The 23,940-nt window shown below is 38.8% G+C and carries 27 protein-coding genes; 25 read left to right on the top strand and 2 right to left on the bottom strand.

Features of this window, described 5'->3' with window-relative positions; genetic code table 11:
* Positions 1-3: 3 nt before the first annotated feature.
* Together CKV70_RS14330 and CKV70_RS14325 are read left to right on the top strand one after the other, a co-directional pair.
* Positions 4-1,194: an amidohydrolase gene (locus CKV70_RS14330; RefSeq protein ID WP_014601237.1), complete on the top strand. Its 1,191-nt coding sequence runs from the start codon at positions 4-6 to the stop codon at positions 1,192-1,194.
* Between the two features lie 87 nt (positions 1,195-1,281).
* Positions 1,282-2,475, top strand: a complete 1,194-nt coding sequence (locus CKV70_RS14325; RefSeq protein WP_014601236.1) for an MFS transporter — start codon at positions 1,282-1,284, stop codon at positions 2,473-2,475.
* 46 nt (positions 2,476-2,521) lie between these two features.
* On the opposite strand, the gene CKV70_RS14320 is transcribed toward CKV70_RS14325, so the two are convergent.
* Positions 2,522-3,253: an SDR family oxidoreductase gene (locus tag CKV70_RS14320; protein ID WP_010990079.1), complete on the bottom strand. Its 732-nt coding sequence runs from the start codon at positions 3,251-3,253 to the stop codon at positions 2,522-2,524.
* 160 nt (positions 3,254-3,413) lie between these two features.
* On the opposite strand from CKV70_RS14320, the gene CKV70_RS14315 reads away from it, so the two are divergent.
* Complete coding sequence (locus CKV70_RS14315; protein WP_003732146.1) at positions 3,414-3,941, top strand: TetR/AcrR family transcriptional regulator; 528 nt, start codon at positions 3,414-3,416, stop codon at positions 3,939-3,941.
* 23 nt (positions 3,942-3,964) lie between these two features.
* On the top strand, positions 3,965-4,672 hold the full coding sequence (locus tag CKV70_RS14310) for an SMUG2 DNA glycosylase family protein (RefSeq protein WP_010990078.1): 708 nt from the start codon (positions 3,965-3,967) through the stop codon (positions 4,670-4,672).
* A gap of 56 nt (positions 4,673-4,728) precedes the next feature.
* On the opposite strand, the gene CKV70_RS14305 is transcribed toward CKV70_RS14310, so the two are convergent.
* Positions 4,729-5,547: a D-alanyl-D-alanine carboxypeptidase PBPD2 gene (locus tag CKV70_RS14305; RefSeq protein WP_014601235.1), complete on the bottom strand. Its 819-nt coding sequence runs from the start codon at positions 5,545-5,547 to the stop codon at positions 4,729-4,731.
* A gap of 357 nt (positions 5,548-5,904) precedes the next feature.
* On the opposite strand from CKV70_RS14305, the gene mnmE reads away from it, so the two are divergent.
* The 21 genes from mnmE to CKV70_RS14200 all read left to right on the top strand — a co-directional run bounded on the left by mnmE (position 5,905) and on the right by CKV70_RS14200 (position 23,934).
* Positions 5,905-7,278, top strand: a complete 1,374-nt coding sequence (gene mnmE, locus CKV70_RS14300; protein ID WP_014601234.1) for a tRNA uridine-5-carboxymethylaminomethyl(34) synthesis GTPase MnmE — start codon at positions 5,905-5,907, stop codon at positions 7,276-7,278.
* A 24-nt stretch (positions 7,279-7,302) separates the two neighbouring features.
* Positions 7,303-9,192 (top strand): tRNA uridine-5-carboxymethylaminomethyl(34) synthesis enzyme MnmG, encoded by a 1,890-nt coding sequence (mnmG, locus tag CKV70_RS14295; RefSeq protein ID WP_003722169.1) that lies wholly within the window; start codon positions 7,303-7,305, stop codon positions 9,190-9,192.
* A 158-nt stretch (positions 9,193-9,350) separates the two neighbouring features.
* The gene (locus tag CKV70_RS14290) at positions 9,351-9,743 is read left to right on the top strand and encodes a DUF1310 domain-containing protein (RefSeq protein WP_014601233.1); all 393 of its coding nucleotides are present in this window, start codon (positions 9,351-9,353) and stop codon (positions 9,741-9,743) included.
* A gap of 170 nt (positions 9,744-9,913) precedes the next feature.
* Positions 9,914-10,300 (top strand): DUF1310 domain-containing protein, encoded by a 387-nt coding sequence (locus CKV70_RS14285; RefSeq protein WP_014931041.1) that lies wholly within the window; start codon positions 9,914-9,916, stop codon positions 10,298-10,300.
* 127 nt (positions 10,301-10,427) lie between these two features.
* Positions 10,428-10,820: a DUF1310 domain-containing protein gene (locus tag CKV70_RS14280; RefSeq protein WP_014601231.1), complete on the top strand. Its 393-nt coding sequence runs from the start codon at positions 10,428-10,430 to the stop codon at positions 10,818-10,820.
* The gene (locus tag CKV70_RS14275) at positions 10,817-12,100 is read left to right on the top strand and encodes an Mbeg1-like protein (RefSeq protein WP_014601230.1); all 1,284 of its coding nucleotides are present in this window, start codon (positions 10,817-10,819) and stop codon (positions 12,098-12,100) included. The genes CKV70_RS14280 and CKV70_RS14275 overlap by 4 nt, the downstream gene beginning before the upstream one ends.
* A complete protein-coding gene (locus CKV70_RS14270; RefSeq protein WP_003722163.1) occupies positions 12,093-12,455 on the top strand; it encodes a hypothetical protein in 363 nt (120 codons plus the stop codon). Before CKV70_RS14275 ends, CKV70_RS14270 begins: the two co-directional genes overlap by 8 nt.
* A 4-nt stretch (positions 12,456-12,459) precedes the next feature.
* Positions 12,460-12,726: a hypothetical protein gene (locus tag CKV70_RS14265; RefSeq protein WP_014601229.1), complete on the top strand. Its 267-nt coding sequence runs from the start codon at positions 12,460-12,462 to the stop codon at positions 12,724-12,726.
* A gap of 152 nt (positions 12,727-12,878) precedes the next feature.
* The gene (rsmG, locus tag CKV70_RS14260) at positions 12,879-13,595 is read left to right on the top strand and encodes a 16S rRNA (guanine(527)-N(7))-methyltransferase RsmG (protein ID WP_003732141.1); all 717 of its coding nucleotides are present in this window, start codon (positions 12,879-12,881) and stop codon (positions 13,593-13,595) included.
* Between the two features lie 201 nt (positions 13,596-13,796).
* Complete coding sequence (locus CKV70_RS14255; RefSeq protein WP_003728670.1) at positions 13,797-14,510, top strand: N-acetylmannosamine-6-phosphate 2-epimerase; 714 nt, start codon at positions 13,797-13,799, stop codon at positions 14,508-14,510.
* A gap of 1 nt (position 14,511) precedes the next feature.
* Positions 14,512-15,513 carry a Gfo/Idh/MocA family protein gene (locus tag CKV70_RS14250; protein ID WP_003722159.1) on the top strand — a complete coding sequence of 334 codons (1,002 nt, stop codon included), beginning with the start codon at positions 14,512-14,514 and terminating at the stop codon, positions 15,511-15,513.
* Between the two features lie 33 nt (positions 15,514-15,546).
* Positions 15,547-16,953, top strand: a complete 1,407-nt coding sequence (locus CKV70_RS14245) for a PTS mannitol transporter subunit IIBC (protein WP_003722158.1) — start codon at positions 15,547-15,549, stop codon at positions 16,951-16,953.
* A 62-nt stretch (positions 16,954-17,015) separates the two neighbouring features.
* On the top strand, positions 17,016-17,672 hold the full coding sequence (locus CKV70_RS14240; RefSeq protein ID WP_014601228.1) for an HAD family hydrolase: 657 nt from the start codon (positions 17,016-17,018) through the stop codon (positions 17,670-17,672).
* A gap of 12 nt (positions 17,673-17,684) precedes the next feature.
* Positions 17,685-18,131, top strand: coding sequence for a PTS sugar transporter subunit IIA (locus CKV70_RS14235; protein WP_003722156.1), 447 nt, complete (start codon positions 17,685-17,687; stop codon positions 18,129-18,131).
* A 24-nt stretch (positions 18,132-18,155) separates the two neighbouring features.
* Positions 18,156-19,061 carry an ROK family protein gene (locus CKV70_RS14230; RefSeq protein WP_014601227.1) on the top strand — a complete coding sequence of 302 codons (906 nt, stop codon included), beginning with the start codon at positions 18,156-18,158 and terminating at the stop codon, positions 19,059-19,061.
* Positions 19,045-19,851, top strand: coding sequence for a MurR/RpiR family transcriptional regulator (locus tag CKV70_RS14225; RefSeq protein WP_003722154.1), 807 nt, complete (start codon positions 19,045-19,047; stop codon positions 19,849-19,851). The genes CKV70_RS14230 and CKV70_RS14225 overlap by 17 nt, the downstream gene beginning before the upstream one ends.
* Before the next feature lie 171 nt (positions 19,852-20,022).
* Complete coding sequence (gene noc / locus CKV70_RS14220; RefSeq protein ID WP_010990072.1) at positions 20,023-20,877, top strand: nucleoid occlusion protein; 855 nt, start codon at positions 20,023-20,025, stop codon at positions 20,875-20,877.
* An 11-nt stretch (positions 20,878-20,888) separates the two neighbouring features.
* Positions 20,889-21,188 carry a hypothetical protein gene (locus CKV70_RS14215; protein WP_014601226.1) on the top strand — a complete coding sequence of 100 codons (300 nt, stop codon included), beginning with the start codon at positions 20,889-20,891 and terminating at the stop codon, positions 21,186-21,188.
* A 158-nt stretch (positions 21,189-21,346) separates the two neighbouring features.
* A complete protein-coding gene (locus CKV70_RS14210) occupies positions 21,347-22,105 on the top strand; it encodes a helix-turn-helix domain-containing protein (protein WP_003732136.1) in 759 nt (252 codons plus the stop codon).
* A gap of 223 nt (positions 22,106-22,328) precedes the next feature.
* The gene (locus CKV70_RS14205) at positions 22,329-23,090 is read left to right on the top strand and encodes a ParA family protein (RefSeq protein ID WP_003722150.1); all 762 of its coding nucleotides are present in this window, start codon (positions 22,329-22,331) and stop codon (positions 23,088-23,090) included.
* On the top strand, positions 23,083-23,934 hold the full coding sequence (locus CKV70_RS14200) for a ParB/RepB/Spo0J family partition protein (protein ID WP_003722149.1): 852 nt from the start codon (positions 23,083-23,085) through the stop codon (positions 23,932-23,934). The genes CKV70_RS14205 and CKV70_RS14200 overlap by 8 nt, the downstream gene beginning before the upstream one ends.
* Positions 23,935-23,940: the final 6 nt, after the last annotated feature.

Below are 23,940 nucleotides of genomic sequence, written 5' to 3'. Positions count from 1 at the left end.
ATCATGCGTACTCAGTTAATGAATATGCTTCAGGAACGAAAAGATGAAATCACTCAGATTAGACGTCATTTGCACGAACATCCTGAATTATCGTTTCATGAAACAGAAACAGCAAATTTCATCCAAGATTTTTACAAAGGAAAAGACGTGGAAGTGGCAACTGAAGTGGGTAATGGTCATGCCGTTGTTGTAACGATTAAAGGCGAGAAGCCGGGGAAAACGATTGCGTTACGTGCCGATTTTGATGCTCTTCCGATTGAAGAGCAAACGGAATTGCCATTTAAATCTAAAAACCCTGGCGTAATGCATGCATGTGGTCATGACGGACATACTGCTTATTTACTCGTTTTGGCAGATTGTTTAATCCAACTAAAAGAAAACATCCCTGGAACGATAAAAATTGTTCATCAACATGCCGAAGAAACACCTCCCGGCGGAGCGAAAAGCGTTGTCGAGTCGGGTATTTTAGATGATGTGGATCAAATTTTTGGTATTCATGTATTCCCATTTGGTGAAAGCGGGCAAGTTTATTATCATAGTGGCTACGCGATGGCTGGTCGCACTTATTTTAAACTTAAAATTCAAGGTGTTGGCGGGCATGGTTCGTCTCCACATATGGCAAATGATGCGATTGTCGCAGGCGCTTATTTTGTGACAGCCATTCAAACAGTAGTGAGCCGCCGTTTGAACCCATTTGATACTGGCGTAATAACGATTGGTTCTTTTGATGGTAAAGGTAGTTTTAACGTTATTAAGGATGCGGTTGAGTTAGAAGGCGATGTGCGTTATATGAACACGGAGAATCGTGATAAAATAGACGCAGAGATTCACCGTATTGTTGCTGGTATTGAAGCAATGTTTAGCGTAACGGTGGAACTAACGTATACGAATGACTACCCACCACTTTACAACGATCCAGCTGTAACGGAACAAGTAGTTGCAAGTTTGCAAAAAGGTGTTGGCGAGTACCTAACGGGCATTTCTGAATACGACATGCTTTCCGGATCAGAGGATTTTGCTTATTATTTACAAAAAATTCCTGGTGTCTTCTTCTATATTGGCGCGAAACCGAAAAATACTTCGATTGCTTATTTTAATCATCATCCAAAATTTGATATTGATGAAGATGCGCTGTTAGTTGCTGCCAAATCGGTTGCGGACGTGGTTTTAGATTATTATAAATTAAATGGATAATAGCTTTGAAAAGAGCATAGTCAGAAAAAGAATCTGGTTATGCTCTTTTGCAATTGGCGGGACTATAGAAGAGTGGAGTGAATTCAAATGAATCAGGTCAAAGGAGAAAGACATTCATTAATTGTATTACTTGTTCTATTTATAGGCTACACCAGTGTATACGTGGATAAATATACTATTGGAATTTCGCTTGTGACTGTTTCTCAGGATTTAGGATTTGATCCAAGTCAAAAAGGGTTAATTTTAAGTGCGTTCTTTCTCGGTTACACGCTTTTTCAAATTCCGATGGGTTACTTAAACAACCGGATTGGCGCACGACCAGTCCTTGCGATATCGATTATTATTGTAGGTTTGTTTCTTGTTATTTTTGGTTTTGGGTACTCCTTACTGTTTTTAGTTGTTATTCGTTTCTTATCGGGGGCGCTCGGACATGCGGGTTATCCCCCGTCTGTTAGTAATTATATTTCACTTCATATTCCATTAAACAAGCGAGGTTTTGCGCAGTCAGCAATGCTCGCTTCCTCTGGTTTTGCGGCATTTATTGGCCCATTATTAATCGCGCAACTTCTGCTATCAGTAGGATGGCGCAATACGTATTACTGGATTGGTTTTGCGGTGATTTTGATTGGGTTTCTGATTTTAATCGTCGTACCTAAAGCGCCGAAAATAGACCTAAATACTCAAAAAGAAAAAATTAAAGTACCTTTCTCAGAACTTTTAAAAGATAAACAACTGTGGATTCTTTTGTTATCGGCGCTTTTTATAAATGCAGCGAACTACGGTTTAACAAGTTGGCTTGCTTCTTATTTGAACGAGGTTAGAGGGATTTCTATTAGCGAAGTGAGTTATATTAGTTCTTTAGCTGGGCTGTGTATTTTAATTGCAGGAGTTGTCGGTGGCTATTTTATTAGTCGTTTTTTCAAAGGAAAAGAGCCGATTATTATTTTCGCATTTTGTGTGCTTGGGGCGTTTGCCGTATACGGGGTGTATTTATTTGAACAATTAGCGCTATCGGTTATTTGCTTGTGTTTATGTAATATTTTCCTCATCATGGCCTTTACAACGCTAATGGGGTTACCGCACAAGTTGTTTCAACAGAGCCACATTGCGACAAAATACGCGGCTATTAACTCGGGCGGGGTTTTAGGTGGCTTTTTCGCACCAATGATTATAGGGGATTTGGTAAATGCGACTAACTCTTATCAATCGGCTTTTCTGTTCTTGGCGTTAACTTTATTAGTATCGGGATTGATTGTTTTAGCGATTAAAAACCACCAATAAAATCAAAGGAGGAAAACCAGATAGCTGTGTTTTCCTCCTTTTTTAATTAAGCTAATCCGCCATTAGTGAAAATGACTTGACCATTCACCCAGCGTGCAGGCCCGGCTAAAAATGCTACGGTTTCTGCGATATCTTCAGGTTGTCCTAGACGTTCCAAAGGTGTGGCTTTTGCTAAGTTGTCGATTGTTTTATCATCTTTTCCAGTCAAAAATAACGGAGTGGCGGTCGGGCCGGGAGCGACTGCATTAACGGTTATATCTTTCCCACGAAGCTCGCGTGCCAGAATTAATGTGAGCGACTCAACCCCGGCCTTACTAGCAACATAGGCCCCGTAAGTCGGAAAACTGGTACGTGTTACCGAAGTGGAGAAATTGATAATCGCGCCACCATTTCGAACTCGAAGGGCAGCTTGCTTGGAAACAACAAAAGTTCCACGGACGTTGGTACGTTGAATCAGGTCAAAATCATCCATATCCAAAGTAGCAATCGGGCTTAATTTCATAATACCTGCTGTGTTAATGACAACATCAATTCCACCAAACTGGCTTTCAATGAAATCAAATGCACGAATCATCTGCGCCTCGTCAGCAACATCGCCGCCAACACTAATCGCTTCTCCACCAGACTTCACAATGTTTTCAACAAGCGTCTCGGCTTTAGCCTTATTACCCGCGTAATGAACTGCAACCGCAAAATTTTGTTCGACCAATTTTTGGACGACGGCCTTACCAATACCGCCAGAACCCCCTAAAATAAATGCAACACGTTTATTTGTCATAATCTATTCGCTCCTTTAAGTACAAGTTAGTTACTTTTTTAATTTTTAGTAACTTTATAGTTGGAAGTATACTCCTTTTAGTTACTTTGTCAAGGATTTGTAACTTTTTTGTTTTCCTGTATAATAAAAAGCAAAGAATGAGTTGAATAGAGGGATTAAAATGGCGAGACTATCACAAGAAATCATTTTAAATATGGCAGAAAAAATCATCTACGAAAAAGGTATGGAGAAGACGACGCTGTATGATATTGCGAGTAATTTGAACGTCACACATGCGGCGCTTTATAAGCATTATCGGAATAAAGAGGATTTATTTCAAAAGTTGGCGCTACGGTGGTTAGAGGAAACTTCGCGGGAGATTTTCGCTTGGACACAGGACGCAGGGCAAACACCAGATGATGCGCTTCACGACTGGCTTTGGCTCTTGGCCGATACTAAGAAAAAACGATACAAAACCGACCGAAAAATGTTTTTACTTTATACGGATTATATTGAACAAAATGAAGAATTAGTGAAAAACCACGTAGCACATTTAGCGCAAAAAGCCGAGGAAGTTAGCGGTCGAACGAACCAAGGAAACGCGATTATTACGGCGTTCACTTATTTTCATAATCCCTATTTTGCGAGTAGGTGGGAGCAAGCGGGTTATGTGGATTTATTTGAGGATGTTTGGCAGATTGTTAAGTAAAAATAAAGAGAGGGCTAATTTACATGACTGAAAATACAACTATTGCTAAACGAATATTGCAGTTTAATGAGGCGCTTGCGAATTGTTCGTTTGATTTGCCGGAGGGGTATCGCACAGTTAACCCATATTCTGGTGATCAAAGCGAACTAGTGCAAAAAATAACGATGGCATTTTATCAGAAATACTATAATGATACTAAACCGCGCCGGATAATACTTGGAAGTTCTCCCGCCCGGAGAGGATCTGCTGTTACAGGAGTCCCTTTTGAAGACGCGAAACACATTCAAAACGAAACCGGTATTTTTATTGATAAATTTTTTATAAACCAGTCTTCCTCAGATTTTTTATATGATGTTATGACAGAATACGGGGGTTGTAAGCCATTTTATACTGACTTTTACATGAATTTTGTTTGTCCACTTGGCATTGTGCGCACGAATGCAAAAGGCAATGAGGTTAATTGTAACTATTATGAGAATAAGAAACTTCAAGCTACGCTGAAGCCATTTATACTAGAGTCAATCCGCAGCCAAATAGATTTTGGGATAGATACTTCGGTCTGCTACTGCATTGGTAGCGGAGATAATTTTGATTTTGTATCAAAAATAAATAAAGAGCATCATTTTTTTGATACAATTATACCTTTAGAACATCCACGTTTTATTATGCAATATAATTCTAAAAATAAAGATGTTTATATGGAAAAGTATCTTTCTGCTTTAAAGAGTTGATGCTGAGCTATTTAAAAAAGAACTTCTCAATCAACGAGAAGTTCTTTTTCATGCCACTAATCTTCTTTAAACCCAACCTCCATCAGCTTCTCCGTATCTTTAAACCGTTTTTCCGCAGTTCCTGCATCTAGAACAATCGAAATCACACGTTTTCCTCCACGTTCAGCTGTTCCAATAAAGCAATAGCCGGCTTCATCTGTAAATCCAGTTTTCAGTCCATCTAACCCTTGAATCGAACCGAGTAAGTCGTTCGTGGATTCGAGTTTGGCTCCTTTGTCAGTGGTGACAGTGGGTTTGGAAGTTGTTTCTAACACTTCAGGATGAGTGGAAATTAATTTAGATGATAGCAAAAATAAATCCTTTGTGGTGGAAACCGCGGATTTCCCGTCGACATCAAGTCCGCTAGCACTGACAAATGTAGTCTTACTCGACATACCTGATTTTTTAGCCTGGTTATTCATTTCTTTGGGAAAATCAGCTCCGTCTAAACGATCTCCCAGTGTTTCCGCGGCATCATTTGCAGACATAGTGAGCATCGCGCTGTATAAATCCCTGACGGACCACGTTCTTTTTTGTGTAATCGCGTAAAGGGAAACCGCGGAAGGATCATCCAACCGAACAAGATTAAGCTTTTCATCCCACGATAATTCATTGTTATCCACAGCCTCTAAAACTAAAAAAGCTGTCATTAGTTTGCTTAAACTTGCAATTGGCATTACTTTATCGGCATTTTGTTCATATAATGGTTTGCCATTTTCGACTGAATAAACCGCGGCGGCATTTGCTGACAAGTATAGGTTTGGTTGCTTCGTGGAACAGGATGAGAGCAGTAATAGCCCCATTAATAGCACCCAAGTTAGTTTATGTATTTTCATTTTTTGTCCTCCTTTTAACTTTAGTATAGATAAAAAGAATTGAGTTAAAGCCAAGGAAGTGGAAGGATATGTTAAAGCTTTAACGAGAAAATTTAAGTTTTCTTAACTAGTAAGGATAAAACTATTGTTATTCACATGTGGATAAGTTAAAATAATAGGGATGAATTTTTATTAACGGTTTTTCTGTGGATATGTTAATAAGTCTATGGATAACCTTCAAAATACTAACAATTTAATTGCTTTGGTCAAAGCGGAGCGTAAGTTGTTGAAAATGCACAAAATCATGTGCCAAAATTTATTCAAAATAGGATAAGGCTTATTTGAGCTGAAATTCTAATGAGAAAGGATGAGTAAAGAATGGAATTTGATACTATTGCTGCAATCTCAACACCGCCGGGAGAAGGGGCCATTGCTATTATTAGATTAAGCGGTCCAGAGGCGATTCAGATAGCGGATCGTATTTTTTATGCCAAAAATAGCTTGAGTGAAGCAGAAAGTCACACCATTCACTACGGTCATATAAAAGAAGACGGCGAAGTAATTGAGGAAGTAATGGTCACAGTTATGCGTGCGCCGCGTACTTTTACACGGGAAGATGTGGTAGAAATCAACGCGCACGGCGGAATTGTTTCCGTGAACCGCGTGTTACAACTATTACTTCGAAATGGGGCTAATTTAGCTGAACCAGGCGAATTCACAAAGCGCGCATTTTTAAATGGAAGAATTGATCTGTCGCAAGCGGAGGCTGTGATGGACTTAATTCGCGCCAAGACAGACCGGGCGATGGGCGTGGCAATTCGGCAAATGGACGGAAATCTTTCACGGTTGATTCGCAATTTACGTCAAGAAATTTTGGATGCACTAGCGCAAGTCGAAGTAAATATCGACTATCCAGAATATGACGATGTGGAGGAAATGACTCAGCGAATGTTACTGGAGAAAACCGAGTTAGTTCGCGCTTCCGTCGAGCAACTTTTACGGACAGCAAGCCAAGGGAAAATTCTCCGCGAAGGACTGGCAACGGCTATTATTGGTCGACCAAATGTGGGTAAATCGTCCTTGCTTAACCAACTAATTCAAGAAGAAAAAGCGATTGTCACTGATATTGCTGGGACAACGCGAGATATTATAGAAGAATACGTCAATGTTCGCGGTGTTCCGCTGCGTTTAATCGATACGGCCGGAATTCGGGAAACAGAAGATATTGTGGAAAAAATTGGTGTAGAACGTTCAAGAAAAGCATTGGCGGATGCTGATTTTATCTTGCTAGTATTAAATCAAAATGAAGAGCTGACGGTGGAAGATGAAGCGTTATTTGAAGCAGCCGCGGGTCATAATTATGTGGTCGTTTTAAATAAAACAGATTTGGAAACAAAGCTTGATATAAATAGAGTGCGTGAACTTGCTGGAGAAAACCCAATTGTCTCCACTTCGCTAGTAAACGATGAAGGTTTAGAGGCTTTAGAAGAAGCGATTAAAACACTATTTTTTGCTGGTGACATTGATGCTGGTGATGCTACTTATGTATCGAATGTTCGACACATTGCGCTCCTTCATCAAGCACTGGAAGCGTTAAATGGCGTTACAACAGGAATTCAGCTTGGTATGCCGGTAGATATTGTCCAGATTGATATGACTCGTGCATGGGATTTACTAGGTGAAATTACTGGTGATTCTGTCCAGGATGAATTACTCGATCAGTTGTTCAATCAATTTTGCCTTGGAAAATGATTTTTTAGGAGATGTTTTTATAAAATGCAAACCTATGATGCAGGAACTTTTGACGTCATCGTTGTTGGTGCAGGCCATGCGGGAGTAGAAGCAGGTCTTGCCAGTGGTCGAATGGGCGCAAAAACACTGATGTTAACGATAAATTTAGATATGGTCGCTTTTATGCCATGTAATCCTTCTGTTGGAGGTCCAGCAAAAGGCGTGGTTGTGCGCGAAATTGATGCTCTTGGTGGCGAAATGGGTCGCAACACGGATAAAACGTACATCCAAATGCGGATGCTAAATACTGGTAAAGGCCCGGCTGTTCGTGCATTACGTGCTCAAGCAGACAAATGGGATTACCAACACGAAATGAAACACACAATTGAAAAAGAAGAAAATATCACTTTGCGCCAAGGACTTGTTGACCGTTTAGTGATTGAAGATGGCGTGTGTAAAGGAGTTATTACAAACAGTGGCGCAATTTACTACGCGGAAACAGTCGTTATTACTACCGGAACTTTCTCACGTGGCGAAATTATTGTCGGTGAACTGCGCTATTCCAGCGGTCCAAACAACCAACAACCTTCTGTGAAACTTTCAGAGCACTTGGAAGAACTAGGTTTTGAACTACGTCGTTTTAAAACAGGAACGCCACCACGCGTAAAATCAAGTACAATTGACTATTCAAAAACAGAAGAACAACCGGGTGACGACCATCCGCGCGCATTTAGTTTTGATACGGTGGAAATGTTGCTTGACCAACTACCATGTTGGTTAACTTATACAAACGAAACAACCCATGAAATAATCCAAGCGAATTTACACCGTTCACCAATGTTTACAGCAACGAAAAAAGGCACTGGCGCTAGATACTGCCCATCCATTGAAGATAAAATTGTTCGTTTCAGCGACAAACCAAGACACCAAATCTTCCTTGAACCAGAAGGGAAAAATACCGAAGAAGTATATGTCCAAGGTCTTTCCACCAGTTTGCCAGAAGAAGTGCAACGTGAAATGTTAAGAACTATTCCAGGTCTTGAAAATGTAGAAATGATGCGTGTTGGCTACGCTATCGAATATGATGCAGTTATGCCAGACCAACTGTGGCCATCACTTGAAACTAAATTAGTCGAAGGTCTTTTCACAGCCGGCCAAATTAATGGTACAAGTGGCTATGAAGAAGCAGCCGGCCAAGGCTTAATGGCAGGAATCAATGCTGCTCGTAAAGTCTTTGAAAAAGAACCAGTTATCCTTGGTCGCGACCAAGCTTATATCGGCGTTTTAATTGACGATTTAGTAACAAAAGGAACCGAAGAACCATATCGCTTGCTTACTTCTCGTGCCGAATACCGTTTACTATTACGCCATGATAATGCAGATTTACGTTTAACAGAAATCGGTCATGAAATCGGCTTAATTAGCGACGAACGTTATGAACGCTTTTTAGCAAAACAAAGTGCCATTGAAGCAGAAAAAGAAAGACTACAAAAAACACGCATTAAACCAACTGCTGAAGTCCAAGCAATGCTAAAAGAAATCGGCTCAGGCGAGCTAAAAGACGGAATTCTAGCAGCAGATTTACTTCGCCGTCCCGAAATAACTTACGACAAAATCGCCCAAATTGTTTCACGTGAAACATTTGTGACCGACGAAATCGCTGAACAAGTAGAAATTCAAATTAAATACGAAGGCTACATCCAAAAATCCAACCTTCAAGTAGAAAAAATGAAGCGCATGGAAGACAAAAAAATCCCAGAAAACATCGATTATGATGCAATCAGCGGCCTCGCAACAGAAGCCCTAGAAAAACTAAAGAAAATCGAACCCCTTTCCATCGCCCAAGCTAGCCGTATCAGCGGAGTAAACCCAGCCGATATATCTATTTTGCTAGTTTATATTGAGCAAGGAAAAATAGCGAAAATAAGTAAATAAGAACACGGATTACTACAATAACTGAAACCACATGTTCACGAAAACTTCAAACTTACCATCTAAGTTGAAAGTTTCCGTTGAATAATGTGGTTTTTTCTTGTTTTTAATTAAGGTAGAATGGGATTACATAGAAGAAGACAGACTGCAGAGGTGAATGTGTGAAAAAGAGATGGATAATAATACTAGGAATTACAGTAATGACCATTTTTGGTTTAGGGGCGAAATTCTATATGGATGAAGAGAAATTAAATAAAGAAATGATGAATGTAGTTTATAGTGATGAAGCGAAACAAGTATTCGAAAAAAGGCTGACAAACTTGGATGCAAAAGCATTTACAGAAGAAGGAAAAATACAGTCTTATGAAATCGATAAGAACAGTATCGGGCGAAATCCTATGGGAGGGATAAATGTTACATTAATTATAAATAAGGATTCAAAACTAGATATAACATATACCCTGGATAATTTTGATGGCAAGCTAAATGGAGGTGGAGCGAGTTTATCTGAAAATCTTTCCAAATTATTGGGGAGATGGAGGGAAAATAAATGAATCAAGTCATTACAGATGAAGTCAGAGTCAGATTGGCAAAAAAAAGAGTATGATTCATTGAAGATTAAGAAAGAAGTGATTATCTCTGTCTCTGAAAAAAGAAAGTGAAAATTTCTAACATGCGATAAAATAGACCTACAAATAAAAAGTCATACAACAGAGGTGGAGCGTTGAAAAAGAGATGGATAATAGTACTTGGAATGACAGTAATGACCATTTTTGGTTTAGGGGTAAAATTCTATATGGATGAAGAGAAATTAAACAAAGAAATGAAGCAAGTGGTTTATAGTGATGAAGCAAAACAAGTATTCGAAAAGAGGCTGACAAACTTGGATGCAAAAGCATTCACGAAAGAAGGTATAATTCAATCATATGAAATTAATAAAGAAAGTATAGAGAGAAATCCAATGGGAGGAATCAATGTTACTTTAATTATAAATAAGGATTTAGAGTGGAATGTTACCTATACTTTAGGAAAACATAACGGCAAATTAGACAGTGGTGGCGCTAGCATATCTAAAGACCTTACAAAGAAATTAGAACTTAAAGGGAGTTAAGATAGTCCAGCCAATACTAACTAAGAAATTAAACAAACGTTAAAAGACTGAAAAAAAAGAAAGTGAAAATTTCTAACATGTGATAAAATAGACCTACAAATAAAAATCATACAACAGAGGTGAAAAGTTGAAAAAGAGATGGATAATAGTAGTAGCAATTACAGTAATAACCATTTTTGGTTTAGGGGTGAAATTCTATATGGATGAAGAGAAATTAAATAAAGAAATGATGAATGTAGTTTATAGTGATGAAGCGAAACAAGTATTCGAAAAAAGGTTAACAAATTTAGATCCAAATGCTTTTACCGAAAAAGGTATAATTCATTCTTATAAAATTGAAGAAGGAAGCATAGAGCACAATCCAATGGGAGGTATAGAAGTTAAATTAATAATTAATAATGATCCAGAACTATACGTATCATATACTATGAGTAAGAATAATGGAGAATTAAGTGGTGGAGGTGCAATTGTATCAAAGGAACTTGCAAAACAAACAGAAAGAGGAAGTGAAAGTAATTGAACGGAGCTTATACTGATCAAGAAAGAGTTGAATTAGCCCGAAAAGAGTATGCTAAAATTAATCAGGAAGAAGTAGTGAAAATTCCTACAGCGGATGGAACTGAAAAAACCATCGGAATCGTATCCCAAAAAATCAACAACAAATCAACCGGGGAACAATCCTACATCATCACAGACAAATACACGCCACCCACAGCCTCCATCAGCGAAAGAAACAAAGTAAAAGAACTAACAATCCTTTACAAAGGCTCTACCGCACCGGCTAATGGAAACCTTAATGTTCCAAAACATCCAGATTATAAAGATGTGAGGAAGGACTGGTTAAGTAATGATATTCCAACTGCAATCCAAATCACACATGGCGGAGGATCCACAGTAACACCCCAACTAAAAACCTCCGCAGAAACCTTAAAACAAACCATGAAACTCTACCCAAACGCCCAAATTTACGTATACGGTCATTCTCTAGGCTCCATGAACGCCCAGTACGCTATCGCAGACTTAGATAAAAAAGACATCAAACGCATCAGCGGGGGGTTCTTCTACCAAGGTCCGAATATCTACTCCAACCTAACGCCAAAACAACAAGATACCGTAAAAGCAATAAACGCTTTAGATAGATTATTTAATTTTGTTGATAGGAAGGATTATGTGCCAATTGGTTATGGTATCGGAGACCCGACAATTGGTCATTTAATAGAGGTTGAGTCGAAAAAAGCTGGTATGGTTGAGCAACATATGTGGGGTGGTTATCAATTCGATGAAGATGGAAATGTCCTTACCGATAAAGAAGGAAGCTTGCGATTAGCCAAATACGCAACAGCCCAGCAATTAGCATCAATCAATATCATGCGAACCAGTTTTTCAAAAAGTGGTGGTGCCCTATCTTCATCGGAAGAAATATTCTTAGATGCGGCAGAGGGGCTCGCGATTACACAAGGAATGAAGCAAACGATTCAAGGCGAAATAAAAGACTTAAAAGATATGTTTGATAAAGCAATCGAGAATGCCGAAGAGTTGTGGCGGGATACGCTTTCAGATGCAAGGGATATCGGCTCCCATCTAGCTGAGTCAGAAATACTCGCCGCACTCGCTTGGGGCGGGGCGACTGAGCCGAAAATTGTGATAGACACAGTGCAAGATTGCGAAAAATCCTTAATCGAAGCAACCAAAATAGAGCAAGAATATGATAAGTTGCTAGAACAAATCAATGAAGCCATAAAAAGCCAGCTAAAAACCGACCAAGAATTAGCCAAACAAATAGGGAGCATGTATGGATAAACAAAGACAACTACTGCTAAAAATCGAAAATTTAGAGGATGATTTTAATAGAAAAAGACGTCAATTGGACGAAGCGATGGATGAGGCTTCTCAAGAAAAATGGCGTTTTCATCAGGAACTGGAAAATCTTTCTGAACAAATCAGATATATCTATCAAAAAAGAGATTATGACGCATCAGAAGATTTACCAAAAGCCTACCATTTAATCAGTTCAATCCAAGAAGAAGGCGAATGGATGGTAAAAAATGCAGTAACACATTTAGAAAATGAGTCCGAAGAACATCAAACCCTTTATAAGAAGCAAGTGACTGCTTATGAAGAAGAACTACATCAGCTGAAAAAGGAACGTGATTGATACCATGATAGATAAATTAAGAGCGGATTTGTTAGAGTCACGAAAAAGCCTAGAAATAAACCTTATTTGGATGTTTGTGGCTAGACAAACCTACGCCGCATCAGAAAACCGCAAGCGAATGTTGAAAATGATGAAGCGGGACAAAATAGAAGATATAAAAAGCAATTGCACGAGTTACATAGACGGGCTTTCCACTACCGCAAAAGGCAAATGGGTCACAAAGGCCAAAGCGAGTTTTAAAGAGAATGCCAACAAGTTTGATAATTGTTAAACGTAATACGAACTTGCTAAAAAGGACGAAAATACTTATACTTGAAAATAATGAGCTAAAATATACGGTATAAGCCAGTTTAAAAGTATAAACCAACACGTTCCAACATCCTAAACACGGCAAAAATCGCGAAAATAAAGTGAGGAAAAAATATGAATCCAGAGCAATTCCAAATGGCGCTCGCTGAAAAAGGAATAGAACTAAGCGACGACCAAATGAAACAATTCCACGATTACTTCGAAATGTTAGTAGAGTGGAATGAAAAAATGAATTTAACAGCTATTACTGACGAAAAAGAAGTGTATTTAAAGCACTTTTACGATTCTATTTCTGCCGCGTTTTATGTAGACTTTACTAAATTCGATACTATTTGTGATGTCGGTGCTGGCGCTGGTTTTCCAAGTCTCCCAATCAAAATCTGCTTCCCGCATTTAAAAGTAAGCATCGTAGACTCCTTGAAAAAACGCATGACTTTCCTAGATGCGCTAGCAGAAAAATTAGGTCTAACCGATGTGCATTTCTACCATGATCGCGCTGAAACATTTGGTCAAAACAAAGCGCACCGTGAAAAATACGACCTTGTAACCGCACGTGCCGTAGCAAGAATGAGCGTATTATCTGAGCTTTGCATGCCACTTGTCAAAAAAGGCGGTTCGTTCCTAGTAATGAAAGCTGCCCAAGCCGAACAAGAGCTGCAAACAGCCGAAAAAGCAATCAAACTATTCGGCGGAAAAGTCAAGGAACATTTCTCTTTCTCATTACCAGTAGAAGAAAGCGAACGAAACATCTACGTTATCACTAAAACAAAAGAAACACCTAACAAATATCCGCGCAAACCTGGAACACCCAACAAATTACCAATCGAATAAACTAAAAAAGTCCTTTCAAACGAAAGGACTTTTTATTTTTAACAACAACGTCATTTTTTAAAGCTAGTTTCCGCAACTATCCACGCTAAAATATGAAAATCATTTTCATTTAATCGATATTGATAAAATCATTTTCTTGTGATATAGTCTGTTTGAAAACGCATACTTTACACTGAAACACAGTATAGAGGAGGAGTATCAGTGGGCAATTCTGTTATGGAAAAAATCAAAGGTGGGTTAGTGGTTTCCTGCCAAGCTTTAGAAGACGAACCACTTCATAGTGCATTTATTATGTCAAAAATGGCTTTGGCCGCAGTTCAAGGTGGTGCTGTTGGTATCCGAGCAAATACCGCAAAAGATATTCGGGCAATTCAAAGTGAGATCGATGTTCCGATTATCGGTATTTACAAAAAAGATTACGATGATTCGGACGTATTTATCACACCCACTTTAAAAGAAGTCAGAGAAATATGTGAAACGGGAGTAGAAATTGTTGCGATGGATGCGACAACGAGAAAAAGACCACATAACGAAGACCTCAAAGACATACTAAGCGCCATTCGAAAAGAGTTTCCAAACACACTTTTCATGGCAGACACAGGCAGTATTGAAGACGTTTATTACGCTGATTCCCTCGGTTTCGACTTAATTGGCACGACACTTTACGGCTACACCGAAGAAACAGCGAATAAAAATATCAGCGACGACGATTTCTCCCATTTGAAAGAAGTTTTGAAAAGTACGAAGCGCCCAGTGATTGCAGAAGGGAAAATCGATTCGCCTAGTAAAGCACGACAAGTTCTTACGTTAGGTTGTTATGCCGTTGTTGTTGGCGGCGCAGTAACTCGGCCACAGGAAATAACCACCCGCTTTACAAACGAAATCCAAAAAATTCAAGAAGAAAGAGGTAAGTGATATGACAAAGCAAATCAAAGTTGGCGTAATTGGCGTTGGACAAATGGGGCAGTATCATGCAGAAATTTACCAAAAACTTCCGCAAGTAGAGTTAGTAGCAATTTGTGAGTACAACGATGAAAGACGCGCTGAAATGGCAGAAAAATTTCAGTGCAAAGCTTACAAAGACTACCACGAACTTCTAGCAAATACGGAGATTGAAGCTGTGAGCATTGTTTTACCTGATAATATGCACCGTGATTGCGTGGAAGAAGCCGTAAAATACAAAAAACATATTTTACTCGAAAAACCACTTGCAAAAGAACTGGAAGACGGCAAAGCAATGTATGAACTGACCAAAGACTACGACAAAGTATTTACAGTTGGATTTTTACTCAGATTTGATCCTCGTTTTAATATGATTAAACAGCGCCTCGATAACGGCGAATTGGGTGATATTATTCATCTTTATTGTCGTCGTAACAGCCCAATTACTGGGCCAAAGCGTTACATAGGTGCTTCTGATTTAAGTATGCACGTAATGATTCATGATATTGATTATATTAACTGGTACATGGATAGCGAGCCAGTCAAGGTTATCGCCAAAAGCCGCAGTGTGTTGCTAAAAGAATACGGCATGAATGATGTTATCTATGCCATTGTTACGTATGAAAATGGCGCAATTGCTTGTCTTGAAGCTTGCTGGGTGCTACCAGAAAACTCGCCAACCATCATTGATGACAAGCTAGAATTAGTCGGAACAAAAGGCGTGGCATATGTAGACTCTTGTGACCACGGAGTTCGTTTTGTTAGTGAAAAAGGGGTGTCTTATCCTGATTCAAGACACTGGTATTACACAAATGGCGAAGTTTCCGGAGATTTGGCAGAAGAAGTAATGGCATTTATTAATAATGTTGCGAATAATACAAAATCAATTATTACACCTAAAGAAGCGTATGATTCCTTGCGAGTAGTAGATGCTATTGAACGTTCGATTGCGGAAGGAAAAGAAGTATCACTATAAAAGAACGCCACACATATGATTGGAGGGGGAATTATGTCTATTCGGGTACATGTACAAAAGTTTGGGAGTAAGCTAAGTGGTATGGTCATTCCGAATTTAGGAGCTTTTATGGCTTGGGGGATTTTGACGGCAATTGGGGTAGCGACAGGCTCTGAGATGTTAAAAGGGTTTATCGCACCAATGCTTAATTACTTGTTACCACTTCTTATTGCTTTTGCCGGAGGTCGAGCAGTTCACGGTTACCGAGGAGGAGTTATTGGTACCGTTGCAACAATGGGTGCAATTATTAGTTCGGATATAACCATGTTTATCGGCGCAATGATAATGGGTCCGCTCGCAGCTTGGATACTTAAAAAATTTGATGAACGTATTGATGGAAAAATTCCAGCTGGATTTGAACTACTAGTTAATAACTTTTCGATTGGGATAATTGGAGCGGGATTAGCACTATTTTCTTATGTGGCAATTGCTCCAATGGTCGAAGCTGTAACAAAAGTATTAGCAAGTGGCGTGGATGTGTTAATTAACAATCATTTGCTCCCACTAACGGCTTTAATTATTGAGCCGGCCAAGGTCTTATTCTTAAACAATGCGATCGGTCAAGGTATTCTTAGTCCACTAGCCACCTTGCAACTCGCAGAAACAGGGAAATCAGTGCTTTACTTACTAGAATCAAACCCTGGACCAGGACTTGGAATTCTACTCGGCTATATGTTCTTTGGTAAAGGTAACTCAAAAGCATCTTCCTACGGGGCAAGTGTTATTCACCTATTTGGTGGTATTCACGAAATTTACTTCCCGTTCGTTTTAATGAATCCAATTCTTATTTTACCGCTAATTCTTGGTGGTATGACAGGAACATTTATTTTAACAATGACAAATGCGGGCCTTGTTGGTGTAGCTTCTCCTGGTAGTATTATCACCATTATGATGATGGCAGCACCAGGCGACCACATTAAAATCCTTATTGCGGTGCTATGTGCGGCCCTTGTCACATTCATTACCGCCATTCCATTTATTAAACGCATGGGGAACAAAGACTCAGAACTACAAGATGCAGCGAAGAAAATGGAAGGTCTTAAAGGCAAAAAAAGTAGTATTTCCTCTGTTTTCGAAGCTCCAGTAGATGATTTTAATTTTAAAAATGTTAAAAGAATCGCCTATGCTTGTGATGCGGGGCTTGGATCCAGTGCAATGGGCGCGACGGTGCTACAGAAAAAAATCAAAAATGCTGGCTTAGAGGATATTAAAGTGTTCCATATCGCCATCCACGAATTGCCGACCGAATGCGATGTGGTCGTGACGCATAAATCACTTATTGACCGAGCCAAAGAAAAACAACCAGATGCGTATTATGTAGAAATAACGGATTACCTCGGCGCACCAGAATATCAAGAACTAATAGATAAAATAGTTGCAGACCGAGAACAAAAGAATTAACTTATTTGTAAGCGCTTCTTTTTAGGAGCGCTTTGAATAGTAAAACGGGTAGGAGGAAGACAATGTTAAAAGCGATTGTGATGGACTTTGACGGAATTGTTATTGATACAGAAGTAGTTTGGTATGAAATTTTTAAAGAATGGTTTAAAACGAAGCAAAATTACGACCTTTCTATCGAGGAGTTTTTACAGTGTGTCGGATCTAATGTGGACGATTTATTCCGTGAATTAAATGAGACGAAGCAAATGGATATTAATCGACAAGTGTTCGAAGCAGAAACACAAGCAACTTTTATTGAAAATAGTAAAAGTTTACCAGCCAAAGAAGGCGTGGAAAGTTTTATTCGTGAATTAAAAGAACGTGGATTAAAGTTAGCACTTGCGACCTCATCGCAGCGACCAAAACCACTTTATCATTTGGAACGACTAGGCTTGCTCGAATATTTTGATGCTATTATTACGGCGGAGGATGTTACTCGAATCAAGCCGGAACCAGATTTGTTTTTAGAAGCTTTGAGAGTACTTGATGTTAAGCCGTCGGAGTCTCTTATTGTGGAAGACTCGCGAAATGGCCTTTTGGCGGGGAATAGTGCGGGTGTAAATGTTCTTGTCATCCCAAATGAAGTAACGAAACATAGCGATTTGACACCGAATTATATGGAGCGAGAGTCGCTGGCGGAGGTAAATTTAACAGAAATAATGGCTGAGTATAATAAATAAGGGGGTACGGGCATGTTATTGGACCGAGTAACTTTAGAGGATATTGAGGTAAATTTAAAAGCAGAAGACTGGCGGGAAGCTATCCAAATGTCAGCGAGACTTTTACTAGAACGAGGCGCTATCAAAGAGAGTTATATTGATGGAATGATTCAAAGTGTAGAAAATAATGGACCATATATAGTGATCGCTAAACATATCGCGTTAGCGCACACACGACCAGAGTTTGGCGTCATTCACGGTGGCTTAACCTTTGCAACATTGGCTGATGGAGTGGCTTTTGGCAGCGACATGTTCGACCCAGTGAAACTAATTATTACCCTTGCGGCAACGGATTCAGAAAGTCATTTAGAAGTGTTGTCAGAGCTTGCAGAAGTACTCATGGATGAGGAAAAGGTAACCCGTTTAATCGAAGCAAATTCAAGCCAAGCATTTTATGATGAATTAACAAAAGAAGGATAATAATTTCACTAAAGAGGTGAAGAAATGGAAAATTATCTTTGTGTCGACATTGGTGGAACGAGTATTAAATACGCTAAATTTAATCAAGAAGGTAAACGGGTGGGGGAACTTAAGTCTTGTGTGACGCCTATAACTGGCGGAGCGAATCAAATCATGCCCGCGCTTATTCGGATTGTTGAACAAGAAAAAACGGATGTAGCGGGCGTCTGTGTGGCCTCTGCGGGCGTTGTGGATTCTGTGAAAGGCAAAATTATTTATGCTGGCTACACGATTCCCAAATACACAGGAACTGAAATAAAAGCAGAATTAGAGCACCGATTTAATCTTCCGTGCGCAGTGGAAAATGACGTAAATGCAGCCTGTCTTGGCGAGTTTTGGTTGGGTGGAGCACGGGGGTGTGGGAGCGTGCTCTGTTTGACAATTGGTACCGGAATCGGCGGAGCCATGTTACTAAATGACAAACTAATAAATGGATCGTCTTTTACAGCATGTGAAGTGGGCTATATGCACCTTTCACAAGGAAAATTTCAAGATGTGGCTTCAACAAAAGCATTGATTAAACAAGTAGCCTCGCGAAAAAATATCGAGGAAAATGCGTTAAATGGTCGTCAAGTCATGGAATGGGCCTATAGCGGAGATGCAGATGTGCTGGCTGAAATAGAGCAATGGATTGAGAATTTAGTAGAAGGTGTAGTAAACTTAATCTATATTTTCAACCCAGAAGTGATTGTGCTCGGTGGCGGATTAATGGAAGAAGAGTCATTCTTCAAACCGCGTCTAAAAGCGGCTATCTCAACCAAATTAATCTCGCCGATGTTCGATACAGCAGATATTACTTTCGCAAAGCTGGGAAATGAAGCTGGGATGATTGGCGCACTCTATCATTTCTTAAACCAGAAAGAGGCCGAAAAAGATGACGATTTTAAATGAAATCCAACAAAATTACAATCGATTACCGAATAAAGAAAAACAAATTGCGAAGTATATTTTAGAAAAAAGTGATGAACTCAAGAATATTAACATTAAAGAGCTAGCCGAAGAAACTGGTACGTCCATTTCGACGATAACGAGGTTTTGCCGTCATGTGCGTTGTGATAGTTTTGTTGATTTGAAAATGCGGGTTAACACAGCAGCCACAATGGTTCCGTCGCTTGGTTACGATGATCTTTTTGAAGAAGTTTATTCGTTTTATCATAAAGTGATTGATAACACGGTGAAGCTGATTGAGCCGGCCAAAATCCGCGAGGTTGTACAGTATATTCAAGAAGCCAAACGAGTCTATATTTGCGGCGTCGGGAGTTCTGGACTCACTGCCGTTGAAATGTCGCAGCGCCTTATTCGAATGGGGTTAAACGTCATCAGTGTCAATGATCCGCATATGATGATTATTACTAGCTCGATTACAACAAAAGAAGATTTTGTTATTGGCATTTCTAATTCAGGTAACACCCCAGAGCTAGTTACTGCACTAAAAAACGCTAAGAAAAACAAAAGTAAAGTCGCTACATTTACAAGTTTTGAAAATAGTGAAATGACCGAAATCAGCGACGTCACTATTCCGGTTTACAATACTTTATTCGTAAGTAAAAGGTATTTTGCTAATAGCCAGTTTTCGATTATGTATGTGATGGATATTATTTCCATGATGTTGCTACAAAATGAGTCTTACCGCGACAATATGGAAAAAACCATCAATACTGTTACCGATGAATTTCATTAAGAAAATAGATAGGACTGTGAAACTTTAGCAGCTCTATCTATTTTTTCACATTTAAACGACAGAATAAGCGTGTTTTTCTCTAGCATTTCTGCTAAAATAGTTTAAGAGACTTGCGGATAGCTAGATAATATATTAAGAAACCCCGAGATGTTCCGGAAAGGAAGGACCCAGATGCCTTTTTCACGTTTATTTGGAAAAAAAGAGAAGAATCAAATGGATGATATAGTAGAAGAAGGAGTACAACGCGTACAAGAACTTCCTATGGATAAAATTTTCCCGAACCAATTTCAACCACGGACAGTATTTGATCAAGATAAGATTGATGAACTTGCTCGAACTATCCGAATTCACGGTGTTATTCAGCCGATTGTGGTTAGAGAAATGGAACCGGATTATTATGAAATCATTGCAGGCGAGCGTCGTTTTCGTGCTGTGCTTTCTTTAGAAATGGAAAAAATTCCAGCAATTATTCAAAATTTAGATGATGAAGAAGTAGCAGCGATTGCTTTAATTGAAAACTTGCAACGTGAAGAATTGACGCCAATTGAGGAAGCGAAAGCATATCGGAGTTTACTAGACATGCAGGACGTGACACAAGAAGCCCTTGCGCAACGTGTCGGGAAAAGCCAGTCTGCCATCGCCAACAAAATGCGTCTTCTAAAACTGCCCGAAACTGTCCAAGAAGCGGTTCTTATCAAACAAATTTCAGAACGCCATGCTCGTTCGTTACTCGCATTAGAAACAGAAGAACAACAAGTCGCACTTTTAGCCGAAATAGCCGAGAATCACTGGAACGTCAAACAAACCGAAGCAAGGATTCAAGAAATTTTAGGCGTGAAAAAACAAGTAGCTACTAAAAAAACCAAACCAAAACGCCAAGCTATTAGTCGTGACGTGCGTATCGCTATGAACACGATTAAACAATCGGTTACAATGGTTAAAGATAACGGAATGGACCTAGATTTCACCGAAGAAGAGACAGATGATTTTTATCAAATTACCATTCAAATTCCTAAAAAGAAATAAGAGGTGTAGCAGTGAGGTTTTTGAAGATAATTGGACATGCAGTTGGTGTCATTAGTTGTTTGATGGTACTTCCATCTTTCGTAATAGCGATTACAAGTGCTATTTTAAGTTTTAATCCACTATATATTACCTACTTTTTCACCAGTCCTTATGCCCGAGCAGTTGCCGTATCAGAAGAGTCCGGCTGGGGAAGTGGATTTAACATTTTATTAGTTAATTACGGGGCATATCTCATCGCATTTGGCTATACTTTCTTTGCAATAGTGAAGATTTACAGTTGGTACCAAATAGCGAAAGAAGTTAAAAAATAGTTGTGAAACCTGCTTATTGAAGCGGGTTTTTTATTTTCAAAAAATAAAAACAACTCAATTTGAGTGGATTTGATTTATTTTGTAAAAACTAGAGAAAATAAGTGCAATTTTGAACAGAAAAAAGTACAATAGAATTAGGTAAAGTTGTAAAGGAGGGAGTGATTCACTCAACTCTGGGTGGAATCACGAAACGAATGGCAAAAATCATTTTTGTGAAAGACGAACAAAATGAGTTCCAAGCGTATGATTTCTTACAAAATTTAATTGTGGAAGAACCACTAATGGCCACTTTAGTATTTCAAGGCCTGTTACAACTAGAAACAGCAGAAACAAGAAAGCTTAGCACTGGTAAGCAAATTCTTCCCGATGTCCATTTAATCATCGGTAAAAGTCAAGCTTATTCACTGCAAACAACTCGAGTGGAAACAACTGTTGACCAACCGATTCAAGAGATGAAAGCACATTTTAAAGATAAAAATTGTCGTTTAATTTACTTCACTGCATTTAGTGGGGATGAAACCTATTATTGCTTCGTTAAAGGCTATTTTAAAGATAAAAACCCGTTCACGGATCAAATGAGCTCGTACCGCGAGGAAGTAAAACGTGTATTCTTGCGTCGAATTGAAGCAGAAACAAGCATTGGTAACGCAGATTACCAATTTGAAACACTGAAAAATAAAGCATTAGAAAATGAAGGTATTGCCCATTACTTAGAAAGTTTTTCGGCAAGCCTCGGTAAATATATATTTTCTAAACGAATGGAGAAAAAATGGTCGCAACTAGATTTAGCGTTGAAATCAGATTTATCTCCGGTCATTATTGGCCGTTTAGAAGCTGGAGATCCGGATTTAACTCTTAGAATGTATCAGAAAGTCTGCACAGTTCTAGGCGTTAAGGCAACATTCTCTGTGGATTGAAGATAGGAAAGTAATCAGCTTAGGTTGGTTGCTTTTTTTATTTTAAAATGTTTCACGTGAAACATTTCTAGTTTTAAGAATACCATTTTCACCATTTTTAAGCTTTCAAAATACGAATTTCAATTTATTTTTACTTTTTGTAAGACTAAATGAAAATCTTTTGGTAGAATAGAAGATAAAAGAACCGGAAATCTCGGTACAAAATAAGGGTTGGTGAAAAAGATTGAGCAAAGTGATTGCACTGGCAAACCAAAAAGGTGGGGTTGGTAAGACGACATCATCTGTGAATTTAAGCTCGAGCCTAGCTTTTTTAGGTAAGAAAGTGTTACTAGTTGATATTGACCCACAAGGTAACGCATCAAGTGGCGTTGGTGTTAATAAAGGTGAAATTGAACATTGTATTTATGATGTACTAGTTGATGATGTAGCCATTCAAGATGTGTTGCAAAAGACAGACTTGGATAATTTAAATGTTATTCCAGCTACAATTCAACTTGCAGGTGCAGAAGTAGAGCTAGTTCCAGCTATCTCTCGTGAAATTAGATTGAAAAAAGCAATCGACTCAATCCGTGATGATTATGACTATGTGATTATTGATTGTCCGCCATCACTTGGGCTTTTGACTTTAAACGCATTAACAGCAGCAGATTCTGTTTTAATTCCTGTTCAATGTGAATATTATGCGCTAGAAGGTTTAAGCCAGCTATTAAACACAATTAGAATCGTTCAAAAACATCTAAATGAGGATTTACAAATTGAAGGTGTTTTACTAACAATGCTTGATGCAAGAACAAATCTAGGCATTCAAGTAATAGAAGAAGTGAAAAAATACTTCCAAAACAAAGTATTTAATACTATTATTCCACGGAATGTACGTCTAAGTGAAGCGCCTAGTCATGGGAAACCGATTTTGTTATATGATGCAAAATCGAAAGGTGCTGAAGTTTATTTAGAATTAGCAAAGGAAGTGGTTGCACATGGCTAAAGGTCTAGGTAAAGGAATCAATGCACTATTTAATAATGTAGATACAAACGAAGAAACAGTTCAAAATATCGCGATAAAAGAAATCAAGCCAAACCCATATCAACCACGTAAAATCTTTGATGCAAAAGCAATCAATGAATTACGTGACTCTATTAAAATTCACGGTGTTTTGCAGCCAATAATTTTAAGAAATACTGATAAAGGATATGAAATTGTTGTTGGTGAACGCAGATACCGCGCAGCAAAAGAGGCTAAATTAAAAGAAATTCCAGCTGTTGTCCGCGATTTAACAGAAGAAGAGATGATGGAGCTTTCTGTTATTGAAAACTTGCAACGCGAAGATTTATCTCCGTTGGAAGAAGCGGAATCCTACCAGTTCCTTATGAAAAAATTGAGCTTAACACAAGCAAAATTAGCAGAACGAGTAGGGAAGAGTCGACCATATATTGCTAACTTTGTTCGTCTACTAACATTGCCAGAAGAAGTGCAAGTAATGTTGCGTGATGGTTCATTATCTGCCGGACATGGCCGCGTGTTATTAGGTTTAAAACTCAAGAAAAATATTATCCCAACTGCGAAAAAGGCTGTGGCGCAAGGATTAACAGTTCGCCAACTAGAAGATGTTGTGAACAATCTAAACGAAAATGTTTCACGTGAAACAATTAAGCCAGCTAGAGTTCCTATCTTTATCCGTGAAAGCGAAAGCCAATTACGTGATAAATTTGGTACGGCAGTTTCGATTAAACGTCGCGATAAAAAAGGTAAAATTGAAATTGAATTTTTATCTGATGATGATTTAGATCGTATTTTAGAGATTTTAGATATTCAGTTTGATGATGAATAGGTTGTG

The sequence above is a fragment of the Listeria monocytogenes genome (genome assembly GCF_900187225.1).
Taxonomy (GTDB): domain Bacteria; phylum Bacillota; class Bacilli; order Lactobacillales; family Listeriaceae; genus Listeria; species Listeria monocytogenes.
This window is presented reverse-complemented; position numbering and strand designations above follow the sequence as displayed.

Coding starts and splice junctions, on each gene's coding strand:
- CKV70_RS14330 (WP_014601237.1), top strand. CDS start 4: ATGCGTACTCAGTTAATGAATATGCTTCAGGAACGAAAAGATGAAATC.
- CKV70_RS14325 (WP_014601236.1), top strand. CDS start 1,282: ATGAATCAGGTCAAAGGAGAAAGACATTCATTAATTGTATTACTTGTT.
- CKV70_RS14320 (WP_010990079.1), bottom strand. CDS start 3,253: ATGACAAATAAACGTGTTGCATTTATTTTAGGGGGTTCTGGCGGTATT.
- CKV70_RS14315 (WP_003732146.1), top strand. CDS start 3,414: ATGGCGAGACTATCACAAGAAATCATTTTAAATATGGCAGAAAAAATC.
- CKV70_RS14310 (WP_010990078.1), top strand. CDS start 3,965: ATGACTGAAAATACAACTATTGCTAAACGAATATTGCAGTTTAATGAG.
- CKV70_RS14305 (WP_014601235.1), bottom strand. CDS start 5,547: ATGAAAATACATAAACTAACTTGGGTGCTATTAATGGGGCTATTACTG.
- mnmE (WP_014601234.1), top strand. CDS start 5,905: ATGGAATTTGATACTATTGCTGCAATCTCAACACCGCCGGGAGAAGGG.
- mnmG (WP_003722169.1), top strand. CDS start 7,303: ATGCAAACCTATGATGCAGGAACTTTTGACGTCATCGTTGTTGGTGCA.
- CKV70_RS14270 (WP_003722163.1), top strand. CDS start 12,093: ATGGATAAACAAAGACAACTACTGCTAAAAATCGAAAATTTAGAGGAT.
- CKV70_RS14265 (WP_014601229.1), top strand. CDS start 12,460: ATGATAGATAAATTAAGAGCGGATTTGTTAGAGTCACGAAAAAGCCTA.
- rsmG (WP_003732141.1), top strand. CDS start 12,879: ATGAATCCAGAGCAATTCCAAATGGCGCTCGCTGAAAAAGGAATAGAA.
- CKV70_RS14250 (WP_003722159.1), top strand. CDS start 14,512: ATGACAAAGCAAATCAAAGTTGGCGTAATTGGCGTTGGACAAATGGGG.
- CKV70_RS14245 (WP_003722158.1), top strand. CDS start 15,547: ATGTCTATTCGGGTACATGTACAAAAGTTTGGGAGTAAGCTAAGTGGT.
- CKV70_RS14240 (WP_014601228.1), top strand. CDS start 17,016: ATGTTAAAAGCGATTGTGATGGACTTTGACGGAATTGTTATTGATACA.
- CKV70_RS14235 (WP_003722156.1), top strand. CDS start 17,685: ATGTTATTGGACCGAGTAACTTTAGAGGATATTGAGGTAAATTTAAAA.
- CKV70_RS14230 (WP_014601227.1), top strand. CDS start 18,156: ATGGAAAATTATCTTTGTGTCGACATTGGTGGAACGAGTATTAAATAC.
- CKV70_RS14225 (WP_003722154.1), top strand. CDS start 19,045: ATGACGATTTTAAATGAAATCCAACAAAATTACAATCGATTACCGAAT.
- noc (WP_010990072.1), top strand. CDS start 20,023: ATGCCTTTTTCACGTTTATTTGGAAAAAAAGAGAAGAATCAAATGGAT.
- CKV70_RS14200 (WP_003722149.1), top strand. CDS start 23,083: ATGGCTAAAGGTCTAGGTAAAGGAATCAATGCACTATTTAATAATGTA.